Origin of the sequence: Chlamydia felis Fe/C-56 (assembly GCF_000009945.1) — a bacterium.
GTDB lineage: Bacteria > Chlamydiota > Chlamydiia > Chlamydiales > Chlamydiaceae > Chlamydia > Chlamydia felis.
In genome coordinates this window covers 1,142,263-1,166,239 of the sequence record NC_007899.1, presented here as the reverse complement: position 1 = coordinate 1,166,239, position 23,977 = coordinate 1,142,263, and the positions used below count along the sequence as shown (strand labels likewise).

Sequence of the window (23,977 nt, the reverse complement as noted above, 5' to 3'; positions counted from 1 at the left end):
TTAAAAGAAGAAGAAGTAATATTTATATAAATACTCTATCTTTTTTTCAGACTGTGGAAATTGTTGAAGGAATGTAAATAATGAGTTCATTGGCACTACATCGACGTCCTCGTAGAAATAGAAGAACCGCGGCAATCCGAGACCTAGTAGCTGAAACATCTTTGTTACCTCAAGATTTTATCAGTCCTTTCTTTGTTAAAGATGGGAAAAACATACGCGAGGAAATAGAAAGTCTTACAGGCGTATATAGGTGGAGTGTAGATCTACTTTTAAAAGAGATTGAAAGATTGTGCTCTTTAGGATTACGAGCAGTGATTCTTTTCCCGATTATCCCCAGTCATCTTAAAGATGCTTATGGTTCATATTCCTCTAATCCTAAAAATGTTCTGTGTAAGAGTATTTACGAGATTAAAAAATTTTTTCCTGACTTATGTGTGATTAGTGATATTGCTTTAGATCCTTATACAACTCATGGTCATGATGGTATTGTTGATCGGGGAGAAGTATTAAATGATGAAAGTGTGCGCATACTCGGAAATATAGCGACTTTGCATGCAGAAATGGGAGCCGATATTGTTGCTCCTAGTGATATGATGGATGGAAGAGTAGGTCATATCCGCTCCAAGTTAGATCAATCCGGGTGGACTAAGACTTTAATTCTTTCTTATAGTGTTAAGTATGCCTCTTCTCTTTATCATCCTTTTCGAGATGCTCTAGGATCTCATTTACAATTTGGGGATAAACGCAATTACCAGATGAACCCGAAAAATGTTTTAGAAGCACTACTAGAATGTTCTTTAGATGAGCAGGAAGGTGCGGATATGTTAATGATAAAACCTGCAGGGTTATATCTTGATGTTTTACATCGAGTAAGAAGTAGAACAACTTTGCCTTTAGCTGCATACCAAGTGAGCGGGGAATACGCTATGATTTCAGCAGCTTCTAAACTAGGATGGTTAGACAAGGAAGCTATGTTTGTGGAGTCTTTAATCTCTATAAAACGAGCAGGAGCTGATATGATTATTTCTTATGCAACTCCGTTAATTTTAGAGATGATAGCTTCGGCAAGAATATAGGTTCTTCGAAGAACTTTACTCTGTTTCTTCATGTTCTGGATTCAAGATACCAGTTTCTTTAGCGTATTGTTTTAGAGATTCTTTGATAATTGTTAACATTTCTGTTTTCGATGGATCTATGAAGGTGGGGAGAGCAAAATCTTCGGGACAAACTTCCAAAAATCCAAGCTTGCAAGCCAACTCAAAATCCTTAGTAATCACAGCTTTAATTAGAGGAACAACAGGGATCTTCATTGGCATGACCTTATCATAAATTTCTGTATCTATGATGGGTCGTATTTCCCCGTGGAGATTTGTATCTGGATCCATATAGGTATGTTTTCTTTTTAAGAATCCAGAAAGATAGGTTCTTGTGCGGGTGGGTTTATTAATTCCTAATCTTAGAAAGTTGAAGGCTTGTCGTGTTTTTGGGTTGGGAATGACAGAGATTGTTGTATCTCTCATACCCAGACAAGGAAGGCTTTCTTTGTCGCAAAGTCTTCCAGTTAAAGGATCTCCAGAAATCAAAGATACGTTTTCCGAAGAGATATCTTCCAAAGGAAGCAAACTTTGGAAATCTGCTCCTTTAGTGGTGATAACATAACGTCTTAGGGAAGGTTTTAATCCTGATCCCGCTAGAGCAACGACTTGTTCATTTAGAATTCTTCCTTTTAAGAAGAGATGGCCTATGGTTAAAACCTCATGGAAAGAGATAGTAAAAACTATATCTTTTTCACAAGTAATAGGAGCTATGTAGTGAATGTGTGTCGAGGGTGATCCTGAAGGATAGGGCCCAGTGATTTTGTGTATATGAGCTATAGATTTTAAGTCTTTTTCAGGAATAGCTACTCTATCAGTAGAAACAACATGGGGACATAAGCCAAAGAGTTTCGCTATAGCGCGAACCCCAACGTTAAAAACATAAAGACCTTCTTCTCTGGAAGAAAAGACGGCGAGATGTTTTTCTGTAGATGGGGTGAAAGGACGGTTATCCGCTAAGTTAATAAAGACATCTCTAGGAGTCTGCGTTGGAAGAGCAGGGATGTCAAAAGGACGTTGTTTAAAAAGGGCAAAAAGCCCTTCTTTCTTAAAGATATCCAACAATTCTTGTTGAGATAACTTAGCTAAGTCGTAAGAATACTCTGTTAGGTTTTGTCCTGGAGTTTTTTTGATAACAACATCTAGGAGGGATCGTTTTTCTCCTCTACGTATTTCCTTTACAATTCCGGAAACAGGAGATGTGATGAAAACTCCAGGGAAGTTTTTGTATTCCGCAACGGGAGAACCTGAGGAAATAACGTCTCCCTGCTCCACCTTTAACTTTAAAGCTAAGGCAGAATAAGGGCGCAGGTCCACGGAAACTAGAGACGGGTCTACCCTTTTTAAAAACCCAGACTCCTTAGGAGACCCTTGCAAAGATAAATCTAAACCCCGAGTAATCGCTATTTTCATACTTCAGGGATTATAGGCGTTTTTATAAGGGAATCCAGTTTTTTTTCTTATTTTTTTTCGTGGAAGTTGTTTTTGTTTTTTTACTAGAAACGGGAGCGGGAGTTTCTTCTCCTAAGTCCTTAGTAACTTCATTAATTAGAGCTTCAGTCTCTTTTTTATATTCATCGCATGAAGATCTAATGCTTTCTAGGGCTAACCATTCCTCTGGAGAAAAGTTATCAGGATTATTAGCAAAAACTTCCATTTGTTCTTTGGTCATCCCTGTTTGTTGAAGGATTTCTTGAGACCGTCTGTCTAATTCCTGGATTTTTTCTTGGGTTTTTTCCATCAAATATTCGTAATCCACTTCAGTGTCAGAAGATAAGGCAGAATCAAAAGAGGGATCGAAGTCTATATTATAAAGAGTAAGTATTTGTTTTATAGAATCTATTATTTTTTTTGCAGAATTACTATTCATTAATACACCGTGAATTTTGATTTATTATAAAACAAAAATTATTATTTTGTATTGTGATATTGCTCTTTTTTATAGTTAAGCGTATATTTCCCGTTAAAAACGGGAGACATCGTGGATTATCTAGAAAAGTTGCAAGTCTTAATAGACGAAGAGCAGCCCTCAAGTTTCTTTAACTTGTGGGAAGAGTATTGTTTTAACGATGTGGTGCGAGGGGCAGAGCTTGTCCAGATTTTGGAGAAAGTAAAGCATTCATCCTTAGCTCCTTTGTTTGGAAAAATAGCAGATACAGTTCTTCCTTTGTGGGAAAGGATACCTGAAGGAAAAGAAAAGGATCAGGTTCTTCAGTTAGTTTTAGACATACAAAATACTAATGCTAAGCAGTTTTATGAGGCTGCTATCGACTATGTAAACAGGAAGTATCAAGGTCGAGAGAATTTTAATGAGGCTTTAAGAGTTGTCGGTCTTCGTGATGGTCGTGAGTTTCAGTATAGTTTAAGTCGTTTTGATTTTTTAATGCATTTGCATGAGGGGAATTTTGTTTTCCATCCCGGAGGATGGGGAGTTGGGGAGGTTATGAACGTGTCCTTTCTTCAACAGAAAGTTCTCATAGAATTCGAAGGAGTTATGATGGCTAAAGATATCTCCTTTGAAACAGCTTTTAAGAGTTTGATTCCTTTAGATAAGGATCATTTTTTATCTCGAAGATTTGGTGATCCGGATGGGTTTGAAGCGTATGCTAAGGAGCACCCATCAGAGGTTATAGAAGTCCTTCTTAAGGATTTAGGACCCAAGACTGCTAAAGAGATAAAAGATGAGCTTGTAGATTTGGTTATTCCCGAAGCAGAGTGGAATCGTTGGTGGCAATCCACTAAGAGCAAGATCAAGAAAAACACCAGCATAGTAGCTCCAAAGAACATAAAAGATCCTTATAGATATAATTCCAGAGGAGATTCTTTAATTTCTCAATTAGAAACGCGACTTTCTCAAATCGAAAATACTCCCGAAAAGATAGTTGAGATTTATCAGTTTATTCGAGACCTGCATAGCGAGTTAAAAAAAACCGAAAATAAAGAAATTATCTTAAAAGCTTTGCAAACTCTTCCTATTGAAGATAATCAGCCCTTGGAAATCCAAAGAGATTTGTTGCTTTCTGAGTTTTTAGGAGAGAAAAGCAGTAGATTAGATAGCAAATTCTTATCCTCTCTTTCTGAAGAAGACATCGTCTCCATTGTTAATAGCTTTACTATAGTAGCCTTGCAGAAGTCTTTCTTAATGTTAATAAAGAAGCATTCTCCTGTTTGGGAAAATGTCTTTATGAAAATCTTTCTTTCTACAACGTCTCCATCTCTTAGGGAACAGACTTTTAAGGTGTTTAAAGGAGAGGATTCTTATCGTAAAAAAATTGAGAAAAAGCTTCTTGAATGTGCTGAACAGCCTATGATGTATCCTGAAGTTTTTACTTGGTTTTTCTTAAAACTAGGATCTCATGATGACGGTATTTTTGACCCAAAGGATAAAGAGGTCGAAAGGTTATTTTTAGAAGCTGCTATGGTGTTTATGTATCATGTTGCCTCGACACCACAAAAGGAATTGGGAAAGAAGATTTACAATTTCTTGGTCAGTCAGCGCTATTTAGCTATCCGAAATATGATAGAAGGAGCTTCTTTATCATATTTAAAAGAAATTTTATTGCTCTCCACGAAATGCAGTCAGTTTTCCTCCAGCGATCTTAGTGTTTTACAAAGCCTTGCGGAAGTCGTTCATCCTGATTTGAAGAAAAATACGGTTAGTGTAGAGGAAGACATTCTTTGGACAACTCCGGAAAGCTTTACCAAAATGAAAAACAAGCTGCAATCTCTTGTTGGTAAAGAGATGGTGGAGAATGCTAAAGAAATAGAGGACGCAAGGGCCTTAGGAGACCTTAGGGAAAACTCAGAGTATAAATTTGCTTTAGAGAAGCGAGCTCGTTTACAAGAGGAAATTCGTGTGCTTTCCGAAGAAGTAAATCGAGCTAGAATATTGACTAAGGATGTTGTTTTTACTGATAAGGTTGGTGTGGGTTGTAAGGTTTCACTAGAAGATGAAAAAGGCAGTCTTATAACATACTCCATCCTCGGTCCTTGGGATGCCGATCCAGATAACTATATTCTATCTTTAAAATCTAAACTCGCTCAAGAAATGCTCGATAAGAGCGTTGGAGCTAGCTTACAGTTTCAAGGAAAGAAATATAAGATTAGCCGAATACAATCTATTTGGGATGCTTAAAGAAGTGGAGTATAGCGGAATCGAACCGCTGACCTCAACAATGCCATTGTTGCGCTCTACCAATTGAGCTAATACCCCAAGTAGGTAAATCTATCACGAGATAGGGTTTAGAATCAATCTTTGTTATACGACGAAGGATTTTCTTTAGATGAGTTTTTTTAATCAATTGCCTATGTTTGCTCCAGATTCTATTTTGGGTTTGCAAAAACTATTTTTAGAAGATGAGCGAAAGGAAAAAGTAAATCTTGTTATCGGTTCTTATGTAGATCCTAACAAGGCTTGCGGTGGTTTTTCTTGTGTCCGTAAGGCACAATTTCTATTTTTAGAAGACGAGATGAACAAGGGATATCTACCCATTAGTGGGCTATCTTCTTTTAACCAAGAAATGGAAAAGCTTGTTTTTGGTCATAATGTAAATTCAAGTTTTGTTGTTGGTGTTCAAGCATTGGGAGGAAGCGGAGCCTTGCATTTGGGGGCTAAGATTTTCTCTATGGCTTATCCTTCTGGAAAAGTATATATTCCAGAACAGACATGGGGAAACCATGTGAGAATATTTTCTCAACAAGGTTTGGAAATTCTGAAATATCCTTACTACAGTTCAGAAAGTAAGACATTAGTTTTTGATGAGATGCTTTCTGTATTGAAAGCTGCTCCAAAACACTCTTTAGTTCTTCTACAATGTTGTTGTCATAATCCCACAGGAATGGATCTCGATGAGAACATGTGGACGCGTCTGGCGGAATTGATGAAAGAGCATCATCTTTTGCCTTTTTTTGATACCGCGTATTTGGGTTTTGGCCACGGTGTCGAGGCTGATAGAAAGCCTATAGAGATTTTTATAGATTCAGGGAACGCAGTTTTTGTTGCCGCTTGTGCCAGTAAGAACTTTTCTCTTTACGGAGAGCGAGTAGGTTATTTTTCCGCCTACAGCAAAGTTAAGGATGATTTAGATAAAATTTCTAGTTGCTTGGAAGAAAAAATTCGTGGTGAATATTCCTCGCCTCCTCGACACGGCGCAAAAATTGTTTCTACGATCTTATCGGATACTTCCTTGAAGGAAGAGTGGTTATCGGAATTGGATTCTATTCGTAGTTCTTTAGGAAAAGCGCGAGTTCGGTTTGTTCAAGCTATGAGAAATCATATTGGCCACTCTTTTGACTTTATTCTGTCGCAGAAAGGGTTTTTCGGATACCCAGGATTTTCTTCAGAACAAGTGCTTTTTTTACGATTAGAGAAGGGAATCTACACAACCAGTGGGGCTAGATTCAATTTAAATGGAATTACGGATGAAAACATAGACTATGTTGTTCAGAGTTTCTCTGAAGCATATCAAATATCCTAATTTCTTAATTAGATAGGGTAAGTTTTCATTTTTCTCCCTATCCAATACCTTCTTTATTTCAATTAAAAAAGATCATTATAAGCGCAGATAGGCGTCTGCGCGTGTTTTTAATTCTTATCTCATTGAAGTTTTAATTATGTTTTATTTTACCTGTTAGTATCATGAAATTAAGAGTAAAACACTGACTAATTATGCTCTCTAAATGTGTTGAGATAGAGTGGTGTTTAATCTTGAGTTAAAACGAAAGCACAAAGAAAAATGAGTACAATGAAAAAGCCTGAGGGACGCCGTTCCGCGATAAAAACAACAGGTCCTGTTGTTTATCGTCGACATAAAAAGCACAGGTTGTATGTCTATTTAGTCATTTCATTAATTATTGTTTTGTGTTGGAGTTTGCCAAGACCTTTTTATGAAAATATCCAAAAGCGTTTCATAGCTGTGTATACGCGTATTTTTTGTAAACATACAGAGGTATCTCCCCTAGATGATGCTATTCAAAATATCGAAAACATCATTTTAAAAGATCGTATTGCCGTATTAGAAGAGCGTCTACAGGCTTATGAGGCTGCTAACTACACACCCTCAGTATTTTCAGAAATCTTATCTCCTTATTTTCGCAAATTAATAGCTAGTCGCGTAATTTACCGCGATCCCTCGCATTGGGGAAGTTCTTGTTGGGTAAACGTAGGAAAGGAACAAAAAATACAGAAAAACTCTCCAGTGTTATCTGGAAAAGTTCTTGTAGGTCTTGTAGATTATGTGGGAGAACAACAATCCCGGATACGTTTGATTACTGATGTAGGTATGCAACCTTCGGTAATAGCTGTGCGTGGAGGAATACAAGCTCGATTAGTCAAAGATCAGATTCACGACCTTAGTAAGAACTTAGAACGTCTCCCTGATACCTACATTCTTGAAAAAGATAAATATGAAAAAGTTGATCAACTAGAAGAGATTTATTCGTCTATACAATGTAACGAAGAAAATTCTCTGCTTTTACGCGGTACTTTATCAGGAAATGGTGGGCCTTTATGGAAAGATGAAACTCTAGTTTTACATGGGGAGGGATTTTGTTTTTCGGATGGTAAAAGCCTGCGTACCGGGGATATTTTAATCACAACCGGATTAGATGGCGTTTTCCCCCCAGGATTATATGTTGCCGAGATTACCAAAGTTTGCCCTCCAAGAGAGGGAGCTTGTTCTTACAAAATAGAAGCAAAATCTTTGGCTTCGGACTTAACAAATCTATCTTCTGTTTTGATTCTTCCTGTTATGGAGTTTAATCCTAATGATAGGCCGGATATTTTTGGTTTATTGTGGGATTAAATAGTTTCTGACTTGGTAAGCTTAAGAAGCCATTTCCTCTAGAGTCTATACCCCGGATAAAAACAAATCCTATTTCGACATCGTCGCTAATATCAAATTGTTGAAGAAAACGTTGTGCCGCGTGTGTGTAAATCGCTCCCTGATAATCGAGATTTTGTTCTTTTATGTAGTTTAGGAGATTTTCCTGAGAGTATGCTGAGGCTGTTTCTCCTAAGAATGAGGTTTTCCAATCTATAATGTAATATCTATTCTTGTGCTCGAAAAATAAGTCGAGCGCACCTTGCCATAACTGGTCTTTGTGAGAAAATAGGAAGGATTCTTCACAGACTATCTTGTCGGGAACGACATCCGTTAAAGCAAACGTTCCCGTAGTAAAAGATAGTGGAGAGGAAAACGTTGCAAAGAGTTTTTGAGCGATAGTTTCTTCATAGCCCTCTAAATGGGTGTTTTTAACGAAGTGCGCTACTGTCGTGAGGATTTTAGAAGGAGGAATCTTAAAATTAGGAGCCATATTCTCTAGAATTTTGTGAATAAGAATTCCCGTTTTTCTTCCTCTAGGAAGTTCTAAAGATCTCTCAGGTTCTGCTACGTCATTTTCTAAAGAACCCTCTCTGTCTAATAGCAATTTTACTGAGGAAAAAGAGAAAATTTGTTTAGAGGGGCTCGGAGATAAATCAAATACTAATGGCGGGGTAATTTTATATGCAGGACTAGCAGATGACGCTACCCCATTTGTATTGGATAAAGAAAAAAGCAACGGGTGTTCCTTTGATAAGCTTTCTGCTAAATCAGAAGTAGATTTATACACCCCTTCTTGTTTTACATAATTAGTCAGAGCAGTATTGCGTCGTGAGCTTGAAGTATTTTGGATGGGAATAAATAGTTGTTTTTTTGCGCGTGTACAGGCGACATACATTTCTCTAATCCATTCTGACGCACTTTTGTTTTTCTTGGATTTATCTAATCCTGAGCAAAAAACAACATCGTATTCTAATCCCTTAGATGCGTGAATGGTGGTGATTTTTAATATTTCCGAATCTTCAGAATAAGAAGAAAAAGATAAGCTTTCTTCCCAACGTCCTGTTTCAGAGAAATATTGCAAATAGAGGAGCTGATGTTGAGGGTGTGAAGAAATGGTTCCTAAATAAGCACAGAGACTTTCCATTTCTTGGAAGGTAAGATCTCCTTGTGGAGTTTTTAATAATGCTTCTCCTTGAAGAGTCATAAAATGATAAAAGGTAGCTAAGAGCCCGTGATCAAAGATGTAGCTGCGTAGAGAGAAAAAATAAGTAGAGTAGAACTCTTTCTTCTCTATAACTTCGGGAAGATTATGTCTAAATAGGCTGCTTAATAATACTCTTTGTATTTTCTCATAACTTTCTGGATGGAGAATAGCCTCTAGCCAAGCTAAGGTTAGCAGATAGGTTTCTGTAAGATGAAATATCGACTTATTCTTAGAAAATGATACGGGGATGCTGCAATGGGCGATGAGATCGAAAGCTTGCGCTGAGTCTGAGACTAAAATCGCCATGCGCCCCAAGGGAATTGCGTAGGTAGATTGTAAATAAGAAGCTGTTTGAGAAATCCATGCAGCCTGGTCAGCAACATCATTATAAGAAAAAAAATGTATAGGAGAGTGCTGCGTATTTTCAAAAGACTCTGAACTTTGAGGAGATAGAGGGTGGTATTCTATAGGTTCATAACCAGGAATCTCTAGAAAAGGTGAACATTTACAGAAGAGGAAGTTAACAGCCTCCATAAGTTTCGGTATAGAGCGGTAATTATTTATGAGGTGGAGCTGGGAGGTTTTAGGGAAAGTCGATTTAGCCTTTAGATATGTAGCAAGATCTGCGTTTCTCCATTCATAGATAGATTGTTTGGGATCTCCTATAAGAAATAGGGATCCGGAGAATTCCTCATTTGCAAAGAGTTTTGAAAAAATATTCCATTGCTTCCTATCAGTATCTTGGAATTCATCGATTAATACTAATTGGAAGCGCTTTCTTAAAGTTTCTATGATTTCTTCAGCTTTTGAAGAAAGTAGAAGCTCTTCTAAAGCTAAAATGCTTTCATCAGGAGATAACCACCACGTATAGTGCTTTTTTAAGTACGATTGTAGATCGTGAAGCAATGTATTAAAGATGATATCTACATTACAAAATAGTTCTGTATTATGAAGCCATGAGGTTTCTTCGATATAACCAAAAGCTCGGCAAGGCTGATAACGTGCTAAACGATTTTTAGGATGGAAAGTTTCTGCTATTTTAGAAAAAGACAATAACTGCGTGGATGTTTCAACTGCGTATAAACTCCTTACAAAAAGCTGTAGGTCCTCCGCTATAGAAAACGGCTGTTTTTTAAAACTACGTACATAGTTCTGTAATTGCTCTAAGAACTCTTCTTTAGGAATATCCCTAATTTTAGATCGAATAGAATTGTGCCAAGTTTGTAATGAGGATAAGGTAAAGCTCTTCGGGGGCAGATGCTCAAAAGTTTGTAATGTATAACTAGAAAGTAGTTTGTCTGTTAAAAAGGATGTATGTTTAGAGTTAGTGTTATATCGCGCAGCTAGTAGATAAAATTGTTCAGGAAATAAAACATTTTCCCAAAGATCTTGAGATAAGTATTTTCGAATATGATGAAAAATAGATTGTGAGTGCGTAAGAGCTGCATTTTTCTGAGTTATTTGCATGTCAGGAAAATGCAGCTGTAAAACGTGATTACAAAATCCATGAATAGTAAAAATTGCCATGCGATCTATAGTTGCTAGGGCATTGCGGATTTGCATGTAAAGCTGCTTTACATCGCAAGGTTCAGGCAAGTAGGGAGGAAGTGGCTGAGAAGGATCTGAAAGAGAAGATTTTAGCTGAGATAAGGCGCGTTTAAGATTATCTTGAATTCTAAGTTTTAATTCGTTGGTTGCGGCATTTGTAAATGTCACCGCAAGAATGTTTTCAGTGCGGGTAACAGAACCTTCTAAAAGAGCACGTAAAATAATTTGCTCAATAGTAAATGTCTTTCCCGTTCCCGCAGAGGCTTCCAAGAAATATTTTCCATGAATAGATGTTTGAGGATTAAAAATATCAAACGGTTTCATGCGCGTCCTTAAACAAAGAAAGTATCATTAAACGTTGTTCTTCGTTCACAGAGAATTGATTTAGGTAATCACAATTGTGAAATTTCCAAAAAATCGATAGAGAAGGATTGTTCATATCAGTCTCGATAGCTGTGTGTACAGCGTCATGAAACTTTTCAGAATTATCTAAAAATTTCCAACAATCAGAAGAAATTAAAGGAATAGGATAATCTCTCATCAACTGGTATACCTGAAGAACCCGGTTTAAGTATGCTTGAGGATTAGAAAAAGGAAGAGGAAGATCCTCAAAGGCATCTTGAGAGAAGATATTTCTTATTATGGCGTTTTCTGAAAGAACCTGAGACTGTTGTAACATGGCTATTGCCATATAGGCTTTTAACAGATTTTGCAGTTCAAAGGTGTTTTCAGGGATAGATTTCGTTTTCTTCTCGGTCTTTTTTGTTTTGGCTGCAGGATCAATAGAACACAGATAAAGACCATTAGAGAACACGCCTGAAAATCTTCCGTGTAGGGAGACGTCTTCTTTATTCAGGGTTATCGAAACGGGAGGAAGTACCTGATCATGATCAAGAAGATGGTCGTGAAATAAAGAAGAAGAAAAAATTACAGAATATGGGGTTGTGAGAGGATTCAAACGAGCATTTTCGAGCCATTTTGCTATTATCTCATCATAGGAAGCAAAGATATCCTTGGAAAAAGAAGATAAATAATTATCTGACATGTTCTCAGAAGTATTTGAGAGGTGATTTTCCCAAAAAAGCATAACTTGCTTTTTTGTGGGAAAGAGCTTTTCTCGAGCTTCTAATGTCGAAGGAGGTCGTAGAGACACATGATAATTAGATTTTAAAAAGAAATCTAGGGGAGAGAAAATTGCATTGAGAATTTGAGAAACAGACAAGTGGGCGGGAAGCTTTGGTGATCTATCGGGAGTTTGAAATAGGAGAGGGAGAGGCTTTTTAGTAGAACAAAACGCTTGCGCTAGTTTGTAGTAGTATTCCTGGGAGGTATGAACAAGAGTTTGGTCCGCAAATAATGATGAGGCATAAGCTTTTGTGGGAAAAGGAGTGGTTGGTAGATTTAGAGCATCCTGAAGATAATTCACATAAGCACAGGGTAAAACGGGATTATGAGCTGAAGATAGATAACTAATATGGAGTTCGTGTTTCGTAGAAACTATAGTCTGAAGGAAATGGAAATTTTCTTCATCTTCCGAGGAAGAAAACACAAGTTCTTCTTGGGTTGTTGTGTCAACAAGATCTAGTAAATCAATAGTTGGAGTTTGTTTATTTGCTCCTAGAATAAACGTGTATCCCTTAGGAATGAGACTTAGATCTCCTAATGATCCCACATAAGGCCCTGGTTTATCATAAATAGGGCTGTTCCCACAAAAATGAGAGAAGAAATCCAAACAGAAGTCTGTAAAAAAGGTTAAAGAACATTTTAAGGACGAGAAAGCAGGGAAGAGCGAATTTCTAAGAGAAGCTATAAAGGATAGCTCCTCAGAAGATAAAACAAAAGTTGACTCTAGGAAAGATAGAATGTGGTTACAATGCTCTTCGTAAGTTAAAACCGCATCAGAGGTGTAAATGTTTACAAATTTTTGTAGATCATAGAGCAGGGGAAGTATGCGTTCCCAATCTTCTATTTGGCTGACTTTTCCATGTTCTTCAACAAAGGGATATTCATCCAGAATACTATCTCCTAAGCTTTGTATCTGAGTCCCATTGCCTTTGTACAGCTTTTCCCACTCACTAGAGAGTCTTTTCAAAAGATAAGGGGTTTTACTTGTCTCTATAGGGTTTTGTAATTGAGGGTGGGTGAGAAGTTGTAACAGACGGTATAAATTGCCCTGTGTTTGTAAAATCGATGAGAGGAGCAAAATTTTTTCTTTTAAATCTTCAGCTTGTGATGATGTGCTATTGGTGAAGTATAGGGGTAGATGTGGTTGGAATACCGCTTTTAAAAACACGGTATAGTTTTCTAAACGAGAAGATAAAATAAAGATCTCTTCAGGACGGATCCCTTTGTGTAATAGCATAGAGATTTTCAAAAAAACTTCATGTACTTCTCTAGAGGGGTTTAAAGCTTTGCTGATAGTTATAGTTTGTTTTTTATCTAGAATGTCTTCTGGGACATTGGGGCGTAGGTGGAATAAATTGCTTTGCACAACCCCCAAAGATGTGGTTTCTTGAGGTGCAATGAAAGCTTCGTGATAGTGAATCTCTTTGTCTAAGAAGAAATTTTGAGACGCTTGGGATTTATGAGAGAGATTGGCAAGCAAGGCTTGCCTATCTGCTAAAACATAGTGTTGCCAAGCATCTCTGTTCGGCTGATTGATAAGTTGACGCCAGAGGAAGTCTATAGATTTATCCGATAATAAATCTCCGAAATATTCTCGACTTGGTGAAAAACAATAAAAGTATACAGGGAAAAATTGGCTGAGTTCTGTGAAAAACGTCGCAAAATGACTGGGTAAGTGGGAGTAACCAAAGATGTGCAGAGAACGATTTTGTTTTTCAGAATTCAGAGATGCTAATATCGAAGAGAAGATCTTCTCTGTGGGCATAAAATGCTTATCTAACTGAGAAAATAGGTGCTTATGATAACGATTGTTTTCCGATGGGGTTTGCGAAAATGTAAAAAACTTTTTAAAAACAGTTGCTAGGTTTTTGGTTAAACTATAAGACGGCTCGGAAAAAAGACGAGAGCTTTGAGAAATACCCTCAGGTGAGGGGGTGTTATTTAGTAGCTCGTGTATAAATAAAGGAAGTGTTATATGGTCAGGAAGTAAAGGTTTTTCGTGACAAACTTCCGAGAATAAATGTTTGACAAGGGAGTCAGAAGAAGAGAAAATGGTCGTCCCCATGAAAATATGGTTACTCGTAGCATTAGTCAGTTCTCTACGTAGCCAATGCCCTACTTCTGTATTGGCAACAAGAATCCATCTTTTAGTAAATGGCTGTTGATAAGTAGAAAATAGATCTTCTGCAAGTTTAGCTAATAGATGAATGGGGGAATTGCTAAAAATTGCCTGACTATGCTTGGTCGCGTTCATGGATATATCAATACAGAAAAAGTCTTTTCGTGCTTTAGTAATAACGCATTTTCTTACGATATTAAATGACAATCTCTACAAGTTTCTTTTAGTCTTTTTCCTTCTAGAAGGGAAAAGTTTGACAGAGAATGCTAAGATACTGTCGTACGTAAGTTTGTTCTTTGCTTTGCCGTTTCTTTTACTAGCACCTTTGGCAGGAAGTTTATCAGATAGATACCAGAAACGAAACATTATCTTAGTTACGCGTCTTATTGAAATTATCTGTACTTCCCTGGGTTTGTATTTTTTCTACATACAATCTGCTGTTGGTGGCTATATAGTTTTGATTCTTATGGCTAGTCACACGGCTATTTTTGGTCCGGCAAAAATGGGAATTCTCCCAGAAATGTTGCCTTTAGATTATTTGTCTAAGGCTAATGGGGTTATGACCGCAGTAACTTATACAGGGAGTATTTTAGGGTCATGCTGTGCTCCTCTACTCGTTGATCTTACTAAAAATCTAGCGATTAATTGTTACGTATTTTCAACATCATTCTGCGTTTTTTCTTCTATTATAAGTACTTTTGTTGCCTGGAGAATCCGCCCAAGCAACATTAAAAATCGCAGTCAAAAAATTACTTATGTAAGCTTTAAAGATCTTTGGGAGATCGTTAAAGATACTCGTCATGTGTACTACCTAACCCTATCTATTTTTCTTGTGGCTCTCTTCCTCTTGGTGGGAGCTTATACACAAGTGGAGATAATTCCTTTTGTAGAATTTACATTGGGGTACCCCAAGCATTACGGAGGTTACCTGTTTCCTCTCGTAGCTCTAGGAGTCGGAGCTGGGTCCTATATTACGGGGTGGCTCTCGGGAAAAGATATTAAGCTAGGTTATGTTCCCATCATGACTTTAGGCCTGGGCCTTGCTTTTATGGGACTCTATGCTGTTTCTTGTTCTTTAGCTGGGGTGATGTTCTTTCTAGTTCTCTTGGGATTCTTAGGCGGAGTGTATCAAGTGCCCCTACACGCCTATATACAATACGCGAGTCCAGAACATAAACGTGGACAAATCTTGGCCGCAAATAATTTTTTAGATTTTGTTGGGGTATTAATTGCTGCGGGCATTTTAAGAATTTTAGGATCAGGATTGAGTCTGCCTCCAGAGATGAGCTTCCTATACATAGGAATCATCATTTTTGGTATAGGCCTATGGCTTTTATGGATTTGGAAAGAGTTGGTCTATCGTTTAGTGCTCAGCGCTGTGTTAATAAAACAACTGGGGAGCTACCTGAAACTCCCTAAGTCCATTGCTCCTGTTTGTTATATGGTCCGCACCCACTCTTATCGAGAGGTACGACGCGTATTAGCAATGTTGCCAAAAACAGTACGCTCTACCGTGGTGATTCTAGATCAAAGACTGCAACCTGGTTGGACAACTAGATTAATCTCTTACTGCGTTCCTACAGTGATTTCCGATCTTAATGAAACAAGTGATCGAAGTATAAAAGAAGCTTGGGCGGTCTTACAGGCTAAAAATTTACAGGTGTTATTGAAAAAACAGCCAGATTTATGCGTGATTTGCTTGGGAAAAGAAGAGAGTATAGACATATTCTCTAGGGTGTTGCTGGAACGAGGAATTAATGTAAAAGATATTTTCTTATCACATAAGAAAGTATCCTGCAAAAAAATCACATACCATTTATCCCTGAACCAGACCGAAAAGGCCTAGTTCAAGGTAAAGTTAGTTGTTCAGCCATTCTATTTTTAACGTAAACAGCAGCTAAGGGGTTTTTCTTGCTCTTCCGAGATTTCGCATAAGTGCATGCGGCGGAAAGGTTTGTTTCCCCTCGATGTAGAGAAAGAGCGTATTCTAGGAGCTTGGGAGCATTCCTGAGAACAACATCCTTTTGTAGAGTGAATGCACTCCTCACAACAGATGAATAAATTATTGCAGTCTGTATTGGCGCAGTTGTAATAAGTATCGCAGCTAGCCTCACAATGCGAACATTGCGCAATGGGAGAAACATCGGTGTCTGCCTCATCAATAGGCACAGCTAAACGATCATCAAATACAAATAGTTTTCCTCGCCACTTCCCTGTGCCCATAGCCTGACCATAGGCTATAACACCACCATCAAGTTGATACACTTCTTTAAAACCTTTTTCTAAAAGAAGAGAAGAATATAACTCACAACGTATGCCCCCAGTGCAATACATCATCACGGGAGTAGTTTCTGGATCGTGCTCTTTAGATAATTGTTCTGCGTACTCAGGAAATTCACGAAAAGTTTGAATGTCTGGAAGAACAGCATTTTCAAAATGTCCGATTTTCCATTCGTAATTATTCCTTACATCTAAAACTAGACAGCGATTCTCTTCCAGTTTTTCATGCCATTCTTTTGGAGAAATATGCTTTCCTTGATTAGACAAGTCCACATCACAACCAAGAGCCACTAACTCTTTTCGATACTTTACTGTCGCACGAGGAAAAATATTTTCTTCAATGTGGTGAATTTTAAATTTTACATTTGAAAATCCGGGACGCTGTTTGAGCCAGTTCATGTAGTATTCTGCGTCGGGTTGATAACCACTGAATTGGCCATTAATTCCCTGTTCAGATATGTAAATGCGGCAAGAAACGTCTAATTTTTTAAATAGTTCCTTGTGCAACGCAATTTCCTCTTGAGGATTATCTACACGAGTGAAGTGATAATAAGCTAAAGCGTAATAATTCTTTTTCATGAGAAAAACCCTAGCATATTCTCGGAAATAATTCCATTGTAGAAAATTAGGATTGGAACTAAAATGCTCTTTGGTATTTTGTCAACTAGGTGAGTAGTTATTTTTCTTTGTTGGCGAGGAAAATCTTCCAGGTTATACCGAAAATAGCGCTGCTACCTTTATCTGGAAAAGACTAAGGGCGCGTGAATCATTTCTAAGGACTAAATAAAGGACTAAAATACATGGCTCGATATTGTGGCCCTAAAAATAGAATAGCAAGGCGTTTTGGAGCGAATATTTTTGGAAGAAGCCGAAACCCTCTGCTCAAAAAGCCCCATCCTCCAGGTCAGCACGGTATGCAGAGAAAGAAAAAGTCTGACTACGGTCTTCAGCTTGAGGAAAAGCAAAAGTTAAAAGCTTGCTACGGCATGATTTTAGAAAAGCAGCTTGTTAAAGCATTCAAAGAAGTTGTTCACAAGCAGGGCAGCGTCACAAAAATGTTTTTAGAAAGATTTGAATGCCGCCTCGATAACATGGTTTACCGCATGGGATTTGCTAAAACCATTTTTGCTGCGCAACAACTAGTTGCTCATGGACATGTGCTGGTAAACGGGAAAAAAGTAGATAGAAGATCCTTTTTCCTGCGTCCAGGAATGCAAGTTTCTTTAAAAGAAAAATCTAGAAAATTACAGTCTGTTCAAGAATCTTTGGAAAATAAAGACGAAAGTTCTTTGCCTTCTTATATCTCTTTAGATAAAGGCAACTTCAAAGGAGAACTTTTAATGTCTCCAGAACAAGATCAAATGGAAGCACAACTTCCTTTACCTGTTGACATTTCTGTGGTATGTGAGTTCTTGTCTCACAGAACATAAAATTTCTTTCTTCCAAAAAGAGAGGCGCCGCCTACCTTTAGCTGGCGCTTCTAATTTTTTTCTTTCACTTACTTTTGAAAACTTTGCAATAGACTGATTTCTTTTGCCCATAAGTCTGGGCCTCCAGGAGTCTCTAGGTACTTAGGGATCATCCGCGTGGCTTTATCGGTCATAAGAAATTTAAAACTTTCAATCCCTATATCTCCCTCTCCGATAGGCGCATGGCGATCCTTGTGTTGTCCTAGGGGAAACATAGAGTCGTTAAGGTGAAAAGCTCTTAAATATGATAAGCCAACGTGATCATCAAAATTTCTGAGCACTTGCTTCCAAGAGTCTGGAGAGGTAATATCATAACCAGCAGCAAAGATATGACATGTATCTATGCAAACTCCTACAGGGATTTTATGCTTAAGTTTGTCTATTAGATAGCCAAGTTCTTCAAAATTACTTCCGACAAGGGTTCCTTGACCCGCGGTAGTTTCAAAAAGGACAACAAGAGGAGGGGAGTCTTCAAATAAAGGCTCAACCAAAGAAAAACTTGAAACAATTCTATCTAAACAAGCTTCCTTTGTGTCATTGACAGCTGCACCAGGATGGAAATTAACAAAAGAGATTCCTAAAGATATACAATCTTGAATCTCTTGCTGTATGCAAATACGACTTTTTTCTAGGATTTCTGGGTTAGGTGCCCCAGGATTAATTAAGTAGCCAGCATGGCTCATAATATAAGATAAAGAGGTTTCTTCAAGAGCTTGTTTAAAAGAATTTACCATGGTGTCGGTAAGAGGACGTCTACGCCATTGTCTTTGATTGGCGGTAAACATTTGAATAGTAGAAGCCCCGATTTCTTGACCTTCGTAGATGGCATTTTGCAGACCCCCTGAGGTGGATGTGTGGGCGCCTAATAAAGGTTCTTGGGGAGGCGGATATATCTGCATTTTAATGCTCCGAAAATCTCTATCTGGTATGGATAAATTAAGTATTAAGGGAGTAAGACATTTTAATGAATAAAAAAGACGGCCAGGGATCATCTATAGCCAGCTCACTTTTTAATTTGTTGTCAGGAACCTTTTTTAGTCGTGTAACAGGAATGCTGCGCGAAATTGTTATGGCAGCTTATTTTGGGGCCGATTCTTTGGTCGCTGCTTTTTGGTTGGCGTTTAGAATAATTTTCTTTTTAAGAAAAATTCTCGGAGGACCTATTTTAGGGCTGGCTTTCATTCCTCATTTTGAATTTCTCAGAGCCCAGGATACAAGTCGTGCCGCATTTTTTTTCAGGCGTTTTTCTAGGTTTTTTTTCTTTAATGCTTGTGCATTCACGTTCGTAATCGAAATAGCTCTTGGAATATGGCTGTATTGTGTTCAAGGGAATGTTGCTGACGCATTGCTGCTAACTATGATTCTCTTGCCTTCAGGAATATTTCTTATGATGTATACAGTGAATTCCACTTTGCTGCATTGTGAGAAAAGATTTCTCAGCGTGGGTTTGGCGCCTGCTGTTGTCAATATCCTTTGGATTCTTACAGTGTTTCTAGCTAGAAATTATGACCCACGACATAGAATTGTAGGATTATCGGTTATTCTTGTTGTGGGATTTATTTTAGAGTGGCTGGTCACTGTGCCCGGAGTGAGGAAATTTTTAGGAACAGCAACAACTCCACCTAAAGAACACGATGGCTTAAAAGCTTTGCTTGCTCCACTATCCTTAGGCCTACTCTCCATGGGCGTGTTCCAAATTAATCTTCTGAGCGATATGTGTTTAGCGCGTTACATACATGAAGTCGGCCCATTGTATTTAATGTATTCCATACGCATTCAGCAACTACCGGTCCATTTGTTTGGTCTCGGAGTTTTTACTGTTCTTCTGCCGGCAATTTCTCGTTGTGTTCAGGAAGATAATAATGAAGAAGGTTATAAACTCATGAAGTTCTCTTTAAACCTGACCGTTTCCGTAATGGTCATTATGACCGCAGGTTTACTTCTTCTTGCTCTTCCAGGAGTTCGCGTATTGTACGAGCACGGGTTGTTCCCCCGCAGCGCCGTACATGCTATTGTAGAGGTTTTACGTGGGTACAGCGGTAGTATTATACCTATGGCTCTTATCCCTTTGATTTCCGTACTATTTTACGCTCGTCGTCATTACACCATTCCTCTGATTATAGGAATTTTTGCTGCTATAGCAAATATGATGCTCAATGTAGTTTTTGGTTGTTGGCTAATCAAACATGTTTCAGGGCTAGCCTATGCTACGTCTCTTGCTTCTTGGCTGCAATTAGCCTTTCTTTGGAAATATGCTGCAAAAAAACATCCAACATATTCGGGGCTAATGTGGATTACATTTAAACGATCTGTGAAGGTTGTTGGGGTGACATGTTTAGCCTCTCTAGTTACTCTAGGGATTAATATTCTTACACATACTACATATGTAATTTTCCTTGATCCTTACACCCCCCTACCCTGGTCTTTGTCGTCTTTTGTAGCACAAAGCACAGCTTTTTTTTCCGAAAGCGTCATTTTCTTGGCTTTTTTGTTCGGTTTTGCAAAACTGCTTCGAGTAGAAGATCTTGTAAACCTAACATCTTTACAGTACTGGAAAGGACGCCGAGGCTTTTTGCATAATTCATCCGTAGTACAAGATAGTCAGAATTAGCGAGTTGTTTCTTACTTTCTCACTAGCAATTGTTTCGTTAAGGTTGTCCAAATCACCTCTCTTCTTCGATCTTCTCATGTTGAATAAGTAAAACGACACCAAGGAAACTATGAAAAAGTATATTTATCGATGGTTGGTAGGCATAACCCTAACGACAACTATGTCTCAGGGGTTTGCAAGTACACCTTCTGGTTCGCAGAGAACTCATGATTCTCAAACGTTTATTAATTTAGATGATTTGAAGGCGTATTTAAATACTCGCGGTTTCGTAGAAACAAGAAAACGTGGTGGAGTTTTAAGATTAGCAGGAGATGTGCGTGCTAAGTGGATCCATGCTAGAGAAGATATAAAAACACCCCCAGCTCAGACAGATAAGTATAAACCCTTACCAGTAAACCGTTATCGTAGCGAATTCAATCTCTATGTAGATTACAATGCCGATAAAACTTGGTTAACATCGGAAATGAGCTGGGCTGCAATTGCTGGAGGAGAATCCTCTGCAGCCGGTATGGATATCGATAGAGCATTCTTGGGATATCGTTTCTACGAAAATCCTGAGACCCGTACGAATATCTTCGCAGAAATAGGCCGTTCTTCTTTGGGCAGCATTTTTGAATCAGAGGTTCAGTTTAATAGTAATTTTGATGGTATCCATCTTTATGCAACCCGACGTCTTTGCGAACGCTTCCCATATAATGTGATTATCCATGGGGGACCTTTCGTAGTAAATATGGCGAAAAAACATTATGCCTGGGTTGTTGAAGGTATTGTTAATAAGCTTCCCGGGAACTTCTCTGTAAAATGCAGCGTTATTGACTGGAACTCCTTCTCTCCTACAGAAGCTCCATCTCCATCAAAAACAGCTGTAGGACCTGTTTCTACAACTCTGAAGTATAAATATTGTGTATGGCAATGGTTGGTTGGAAAATATTCCGAATTACCCTGGTTCCACGGAAAGAAAAAACCTTTGTATGTCTACGGCGCTTATTTACTAAATTCTCTGGCAAAAGCCACACCGACAACCCTAAATGAAAAGCATAACAAGGCTTGGTTTGTGGGAGGAACTTTAGGTAGACTAAGAAAAGCTGGAGATTGGTCGGCAACAGTGCGTTATGAATACGTAGAGGCCTTAGCTGTTCCTGAAATCGATGTTTCTGGTATCGGTAGAGGAAATCAGCTGAAATACTGGTTTGCTCAAGCGATCGCAGGAAACTACGATCCTAAAGAAGCTAATGGTTTTACGAACTATAAGGGTGCTTCTTACCTCTTTATGTACGGAATTACAGATTCCCTATCTTTCAGAGCCTATGGGGCTTACTCTAAACCTGCGGATGATCGCCTGGGTAGTGACTTTACTTACAGGAAGTTCGATCTCGGGTTAATTTCCGCATTTTAATTCGTTTTTAATAAAATCTTTAAAAAAGCTCACGTCTAATTAAAAGATGTGAGCTTTTTTTTTATTTTTTATAATTAAATAAAAGTTTTTGTCGGTTTTTTTGTTATGGTTAATCCTGTCGGTCCTATAGACGAATCAAAAAACATAGCCCCAGCAGACATGTCTACTCTAGGTATGGAGGCTAGCGCGGCAAATCGTAGCTCAGAAGCTGGAAAAATAGCCGGAGCGGAGGGAGAATCTGCATCGTCTCAACCTTCGGTAAAAACCTTGGGTCGCTTAAGTTTTTTAGCCTCAGCTAAAAATGCCCTGTCGAATTTGGGTGAGAAAATTTCTAATTTGTTTTCTGGAAAGACTACGGAGGCATCCAAGACTCAGAGCACCCCAGAAAAAGTCCTGACTTTTGATGAGGCTAAGGCGCAAGCAGAGGAAGCTAAAACCGAGCTACAAAACGCGACAACTTATGAGCAATATAAGGCAGGTTTACAGAAGCTGCAAGAAGCTGTTGCTGATATGGAGAGACTGGCCGCTGCTGATGGGGCTACTGAGGAACAAAAAGCTACAGCAGGTGCATGGAAAACAGCGCTCGATAACAATAAAGATACTCTTAATAAGCTTAATCAATTGGGTAGTCTTTATGAAGAAAACCAGAAGCTTTTAGATGCTATAAAAACTACTTCGTCCATAGATCAAATTACAGGTGCCGCAGGACAAGCAGAGACCAATAAAGCAACCGCAGCCGCTCTTATTGAAGAGTTGAAGAAAGCTGGGGTTAGTTATCCTGTAATTGATGATTTAGAATCTAAAATGAATACGTCCACGACAGAAGTAATGGACTTAGCTAACGTTATAATGAATGGCTATAGTGCGGGGAAAAACAGTACCGCAGCTGTTGGTCAAGCTAATGCGAATAATAGTCCTGCAAATATAGAGGCTGCTAAAAAGACAATTGAAAATGCTGGAAATTTGTTAGCAGAAGCTCTTAAGCAAGCTCCAGATTCTCCGATACTTAAGCAGGCGCTGGAGGAGCAGAAGAAAGCTGCTGCTGATATTCTCTTAGTTAAACCCAGTGGTGGCAGTGATGTGCCTATCGGTGGACCCGGAGCCCCTGGTAGTGTAGGAACTTCTCAGAATCGTGGTCCTACCTTAGGAGAAACAAGAATATCTATGTTGCTTGCAGATGTTGATAACGAAACAGCAGCGATAATCATGCAGGGTTTCAGAAATATGATTGACGGCTTCCATACAAACTCTGATATTTCAGCATCGTTGGAAGAAGTCTTGAATCAGGTGGTTGATCTATCGACGCAGGTAGATTCTGCGGATGCAGAATCTGCTGCTCAGCTACAAGAAATACAACAAGCTTTACAGGAAGCCCTTCAGGGAGCAAATGGACAAGAAGGAGCTACCAATGCCCTAGGCGCAATAACAACGGCAGCTTCAATTTCTACGGGAGCCCCAATTGCTTCAGCAAATCAAGGTGGGGCAGCTGTAAAGCAGCTTTACAAAACAGGATTCTCATCTTCAACTTCTAAATCTTATGCGGACTCTCTTTCCGCGGGTTATGGAGCTTATCAATCTCTGAGCGATATCTATTCACAAAGTAGTGCGGCTAACCGAGAAGTTTTAGATCGTACGGCTACTCCCGCATTAACACGGACAGTTTCAAGAACGGAAATACGACCTCGTGATAATGATACAGCAGCTCAACGCTTTGCAAGAATTATAGCAGGTAATAGCAATACCCTCGGAGATGTTTACTCTTCAGTAGGTGTGCTACAAACTTTATTAGGCGTATTACAAAATAATCCTCAGGCGAATGAGGAAGAAATCAAGCAGAAACTAACCTCTGCGGTTACAAAAGCTCCGCAGTCAGGTTATCCTTACGTACAGATTTCTAATGACTCTACGCAGAAATTTATTAGCAAACTTGAGGATGAATTTGCTCGAGGATCTAAAAGACTGGCTGAAGCAAAAGAAGCAGCGTTTGAAAAACAGCCTCTGTTTATCCAGCAGGTATTAGTGAACATTGCATCGCTATATTCTGGATACCTACAGTAAAAATAGAAACTTTCAGGAAAATTTGTTTTCCAAAAAGCCCGTTCTGTGTTTCTCAGAGCGGGTTTTTTTATGCTCAGATTTAGATATTGGGCATCTCAATTTGCTATACGAAAGTGTATCGCCAAGAGTAACGGACCGTATGCATCGACTCTGAAATAGAGCATACGATTGAAGTTAAGAAGCAAAAATATATTGTGCGGTTGTTTGGGATATAACAGAAGAAAGGGGGAAGAAATGGAGGAACCTTTA

Annotated in this window: 15 protein-coding genes and 1 tRNA gene; 9 read left to right on the top strand and 7 right to left on the bottom strand. The window is 38.5% G+C overall.

The genetic code is table 11. The annotated features are described in order from the left end of the window. The first annotated feature begins 80 nt into the window (after positions 1–80). Complete coding sequence (hemB, locus tag CF_RS05065; RefSeq protein WP_011458550.1) at positions 81–1,076, top strand: porphobilinogen synthase; 996 nt, start codon at positions 81–83, stop codon at positions 1,074–1,076. A 15-nt stretch (positions 1,077–1,091) separates the two neighbouring features. Here the strand turns inward: hemB and CF_RS05060 are convergent, their stop codons facing one another. Both CF_RS05060 and CF_RS05055 read right to left on the bottom strand, forming a co-directional pair. Continuing rightward, positions 1,092–2,507, bottom strand: coding sequence for a Na(+)-translocating NADH-quinone reductase subunit A (locus CF_RS05060; protein WP_011458549.1), 1,416 nt, complete (start codon positions 2,505–2,507; stop codon positions 1,092–1,094). 22 nt (positions 2,508–2,529) lie between these two features. Continuing rightward, complete coding sequence (locus CF_RS05055) at positions 2,530–2,964, bottom strand: hypothetical protein (RefSeq protein WP_011458548.1); 435 nt, start codon at positions 2,962–2,964, stop codon at positions 2,530–2,532. A gap of 111 nt (positions 2,965–3,075) precedes the next feature. On the opposite strand from CF_RS05055, the gene CF_RS05050 reads away from it, so the two are divergent. Next, positions 3,076–5,229: a GreA/GreB family elongation factor gene (locus tag CF_RS05050; RefSeq protein ID WP_011458547.1), complete on the top strand. Its 2,154-nt coding sequence runs from the start codon at positions 3,076–3,078 to the stop codon at positions 5,227–5,229. 5 nt (positions 5,230–5,234) lie between these two features. Here the strand turns inward: CF_RS05050 and CF_RS05045 are convergent. After that, a tRNA-Ala gene (locus tag CF_RS05045) sits at positions 5,235–5,307 on the bottom strand. A gap of 70 nt (positions 5,308–5,377) precedes the next feature. On the opposite strand from CF_RS05045, the gene CF_RS05040 reads away from it, so the two are divergent. Both CF_RS05040 and CF_RS05035 read left to right on the top strand, forming a co-directional pair. Then, complete coding sequence (locus CF_RS05040) at positions 5,378–6,571, top strand: amino acid aminotransferase (RefSeq protein WP_011458546.1); 1,194 nt, start codon at positions 5,378–5,380, stop codon at positions 6,569–6,571. 258 nt (positions 6,572–6,829) lie between these two features. After that, the gene (locus tag CF_RS05035; RefSeq protein ID WP_011458545.1) at positions 6,830–7,897 is read left to right on the top strand and encodes a rod shape-determining protein MreC; all 1,068 of its coding nucleotides are present in this window, start codon (positions 6,830–6,832) and stop codon (positions 7,895–7,897) included. Here CF_RS05035 and recB read toward each other — a convergent pair. After that, positions 7,857–10,994 (bottom strand): exodeoxyribonuclease V subunit beta, encoded by a 3,138-nt coding sequence (gene recB, locus CF_RS05030; protein ID WP_011458544.1) that lies wholly within the window; start codon positions 10,992–10,994, stop codon positions 7,857–7,859. The two genes, CF_RS05035 and recB, sit on opposite strands and share 41 nt — an antisense overlap. After that, on the bottom strand, positions 10,981–14,049 hold the full coding sequence (locus CF_RS05025; protein ID WP_011458543.1) for an exodeoxyribonuclease V subunit gamma: 3,069 nt from the start codon (positions 14,047–14,049) through the stop codon (positions 10,981–10,983). The genes recB and CF_RS05025 overlap by 14 nt, the downstream gene beginning before the upstream one ends. On the opposite strand from CF_RS05025, the gene CF_RS05020 reads away from it, so the two are divergent. Continuing rightward, complete coding sequence (locus CF_RS05020) at positions 14,048–15,760, top strand: MFS transporter (RefSeq protein WP_011458542.1); 1,713 nt, start codon at positions 14,048–14,050, stop codon at positions 15,758–15,760. The two genes, CF_RS05025 and CF_RS05020, sit on opposite strands and share 2 nt — an antisense overlap. Positions 15,761–15,795: 35 nt before the next feature. Here CF_RS05020 and CF_RS05015 read toward each other — a convergent pair whose 3' ends face one another. After that, positions 15,796–16,773 (bottom strand): rhodanese-related sulfurtransferase, encoded by a 978-nt coding sequence (locus CF_RS05015; protein WP_011458541.1) that lies wholly within the window; start codon positions 16,771–16,773, stop codon positions 15,796–15,798. Positions 16,774–16,994: 221 nt separating this feature from the next. Here CF_RS05015 and rpsD point away from each other — a divergent pair, with 221 nt between their 5' ends. Next, positions 16,995–17,624: a 30S ribosomal protein S4 gene (gene rpsD / locus CF_RS05010; RefSeq protein WP_011458540.1), complete on the top strand. Its 630-nt coding sequence runs from the start codon at positions 16,995–16,997 to the stop codon at positions 17,622–17,624. Positions 17,625–17,692: 68 nt separating this feature from the next. On the opposite strand, the gene CF_RS05005 is transcribed toward rpsD, so the two are convergent. Beyond that, a complete protein-coding gene (locus CF_RS05005) occupies positions 17,693–18,562 on the bottom strand; it encodes a deoxyribonuclease IV (RefSeq protein WP_041468043.1) in 870 nt (289 codons plus the stop codon). 65 nt (positions 18,563–18,627) lie between these two features. On the opposite strand from CF_RS05005, the gene CF_RS05000 reads away from it, so the two are divergent. From CF_RS05000 to CF_RS04990, 3 genes are all read left to right on the top strand, one after another. Continuing rightward, entirely contained in the window at positions 18,628–20,274 is a 1,647-nt protein-coding gene (locus CF_RS05000) for a lipid II flippase MurJ (protein WP_011458538.1), read from the top strand. 109 nt (positions 20,275–20,383) lie between these two features. Beyond that, positions 20,384–21,670 (top strand): hypothetical protein, encoded by a 1,287-nt coding sequence (locus CF_RS04995; protein ID WP_011458537.1) that lies wholly within the window; start codon positions 20,384–20,386, stop codon positions 21,668–21,670. A 105-nt stretch (positions 21,671–21,775) separates the two neighbouring features. Beyond that, complete coding sequence (locus tag CF_RS04990; protein WP_011458536.1) at positions 21,776–23,728, top strand: hypothetical protein; 1,953 nt, start codon at positions 21,776–21,778, stop codon at positions 23,726–23,728. The last annotated feature ends 249 nt before the right edge of the window (positions 23,729–23,977 follow it).

Bases quoted from the DNA above. Each gene is read 5' to 3' on its own strand.
- hemB (WP_011458550.1), top strand. From the start codon at position 81: ATGAGTTCATTGGCACTACATCGACGTCCTCGTAGAAATAGAAGAACC.
- CF_RS05060 (WP_011458549.1), bottom strand. From the start codon at position 2,507: ATGAAAATAGCGATTACTCGGGGTTTAGATTTATCTTTGCAAGGGTCT.
- CF_RS05055 (WP_011458548.1), bottom strand. From the start codon at position 2,964: ATGAATAGTAATTCTGCAAAAAAAATAATAGATTCTATAAAACAAATA.
- CF_RS05040 (WP_011458546.1), top strand. From the start codon at position 5,378: ATGAGTTTTTTTAATCAATTGCCTATGTTTGCTCCAGATTCTATTTTG.
- CF_RS05035 (WP_011458545.1), top strand. From the start codon at position 6,830: ATGAGTACAATGAAAAAGCCTGAGGGACGCCGTTCCGCGATAAAAACA.
- recB (WP_011458544.1), bottom strand. From the start codon at position 10,994: ATGAAACCGTTTGATATTTTTAATCCTCAAACATCTATTCATGGAAAA.
- CF_RS05020 (WP_011458542.1), top strand. From the start codon at position 14,048: ATGGATATATCAATACAGAAAAAGTCTTTTCGTGCTTTAGTAATAACG.
- CF_RS05025 (WP_011458543.1), bottom strand. From the start codon at position 14,049: ATGAACGCGACCAAGCATAGTCAGGCAATTTTTAGCAATTCCCCCATT.
- CF_RS05015 (WP_011458541.1), bottom strand. From the start codon at position 16,773: ATGAAAAAGAATTATTACGCTTTAGCTTATTATCACTTCACTCGTGTA.
- rpsD (WP_011458540.1), top strand. From the start codon at position 16,995: ATGGCTCGATATTGTGGCCCTAAAAATAGAATAGCAAGGCGTTTTGGA.
- CF_RS05005 (WP_041468043.1), bottom strand. From the start codon at position 18,562: ATGCAGATATATCCGCCTCCCCAAGAACCTTTATTAGGCGCCCACACA.
- CF_RS05000 (WP_011458538.1), top strand. From the start codon at position 18,628: ATGAATAAAAAAGACGGCCAGGGATCATCTATAGCCAGCTCACTTTTT.
- CF_RS04995 (WP_011458537.1), top strand. From the start codon at position 20,384: ATGAAAAAGTATATTTATCGATGGTTGGTAGGCATAACCCTAACGACA.
- CF_RS04990 (WP_011458536.1), top strand. From the start codon at position 21,776: ATGGTTAATCCTGTCGGTCCTATAGACGAATCAAAAAACATAGCCCCA.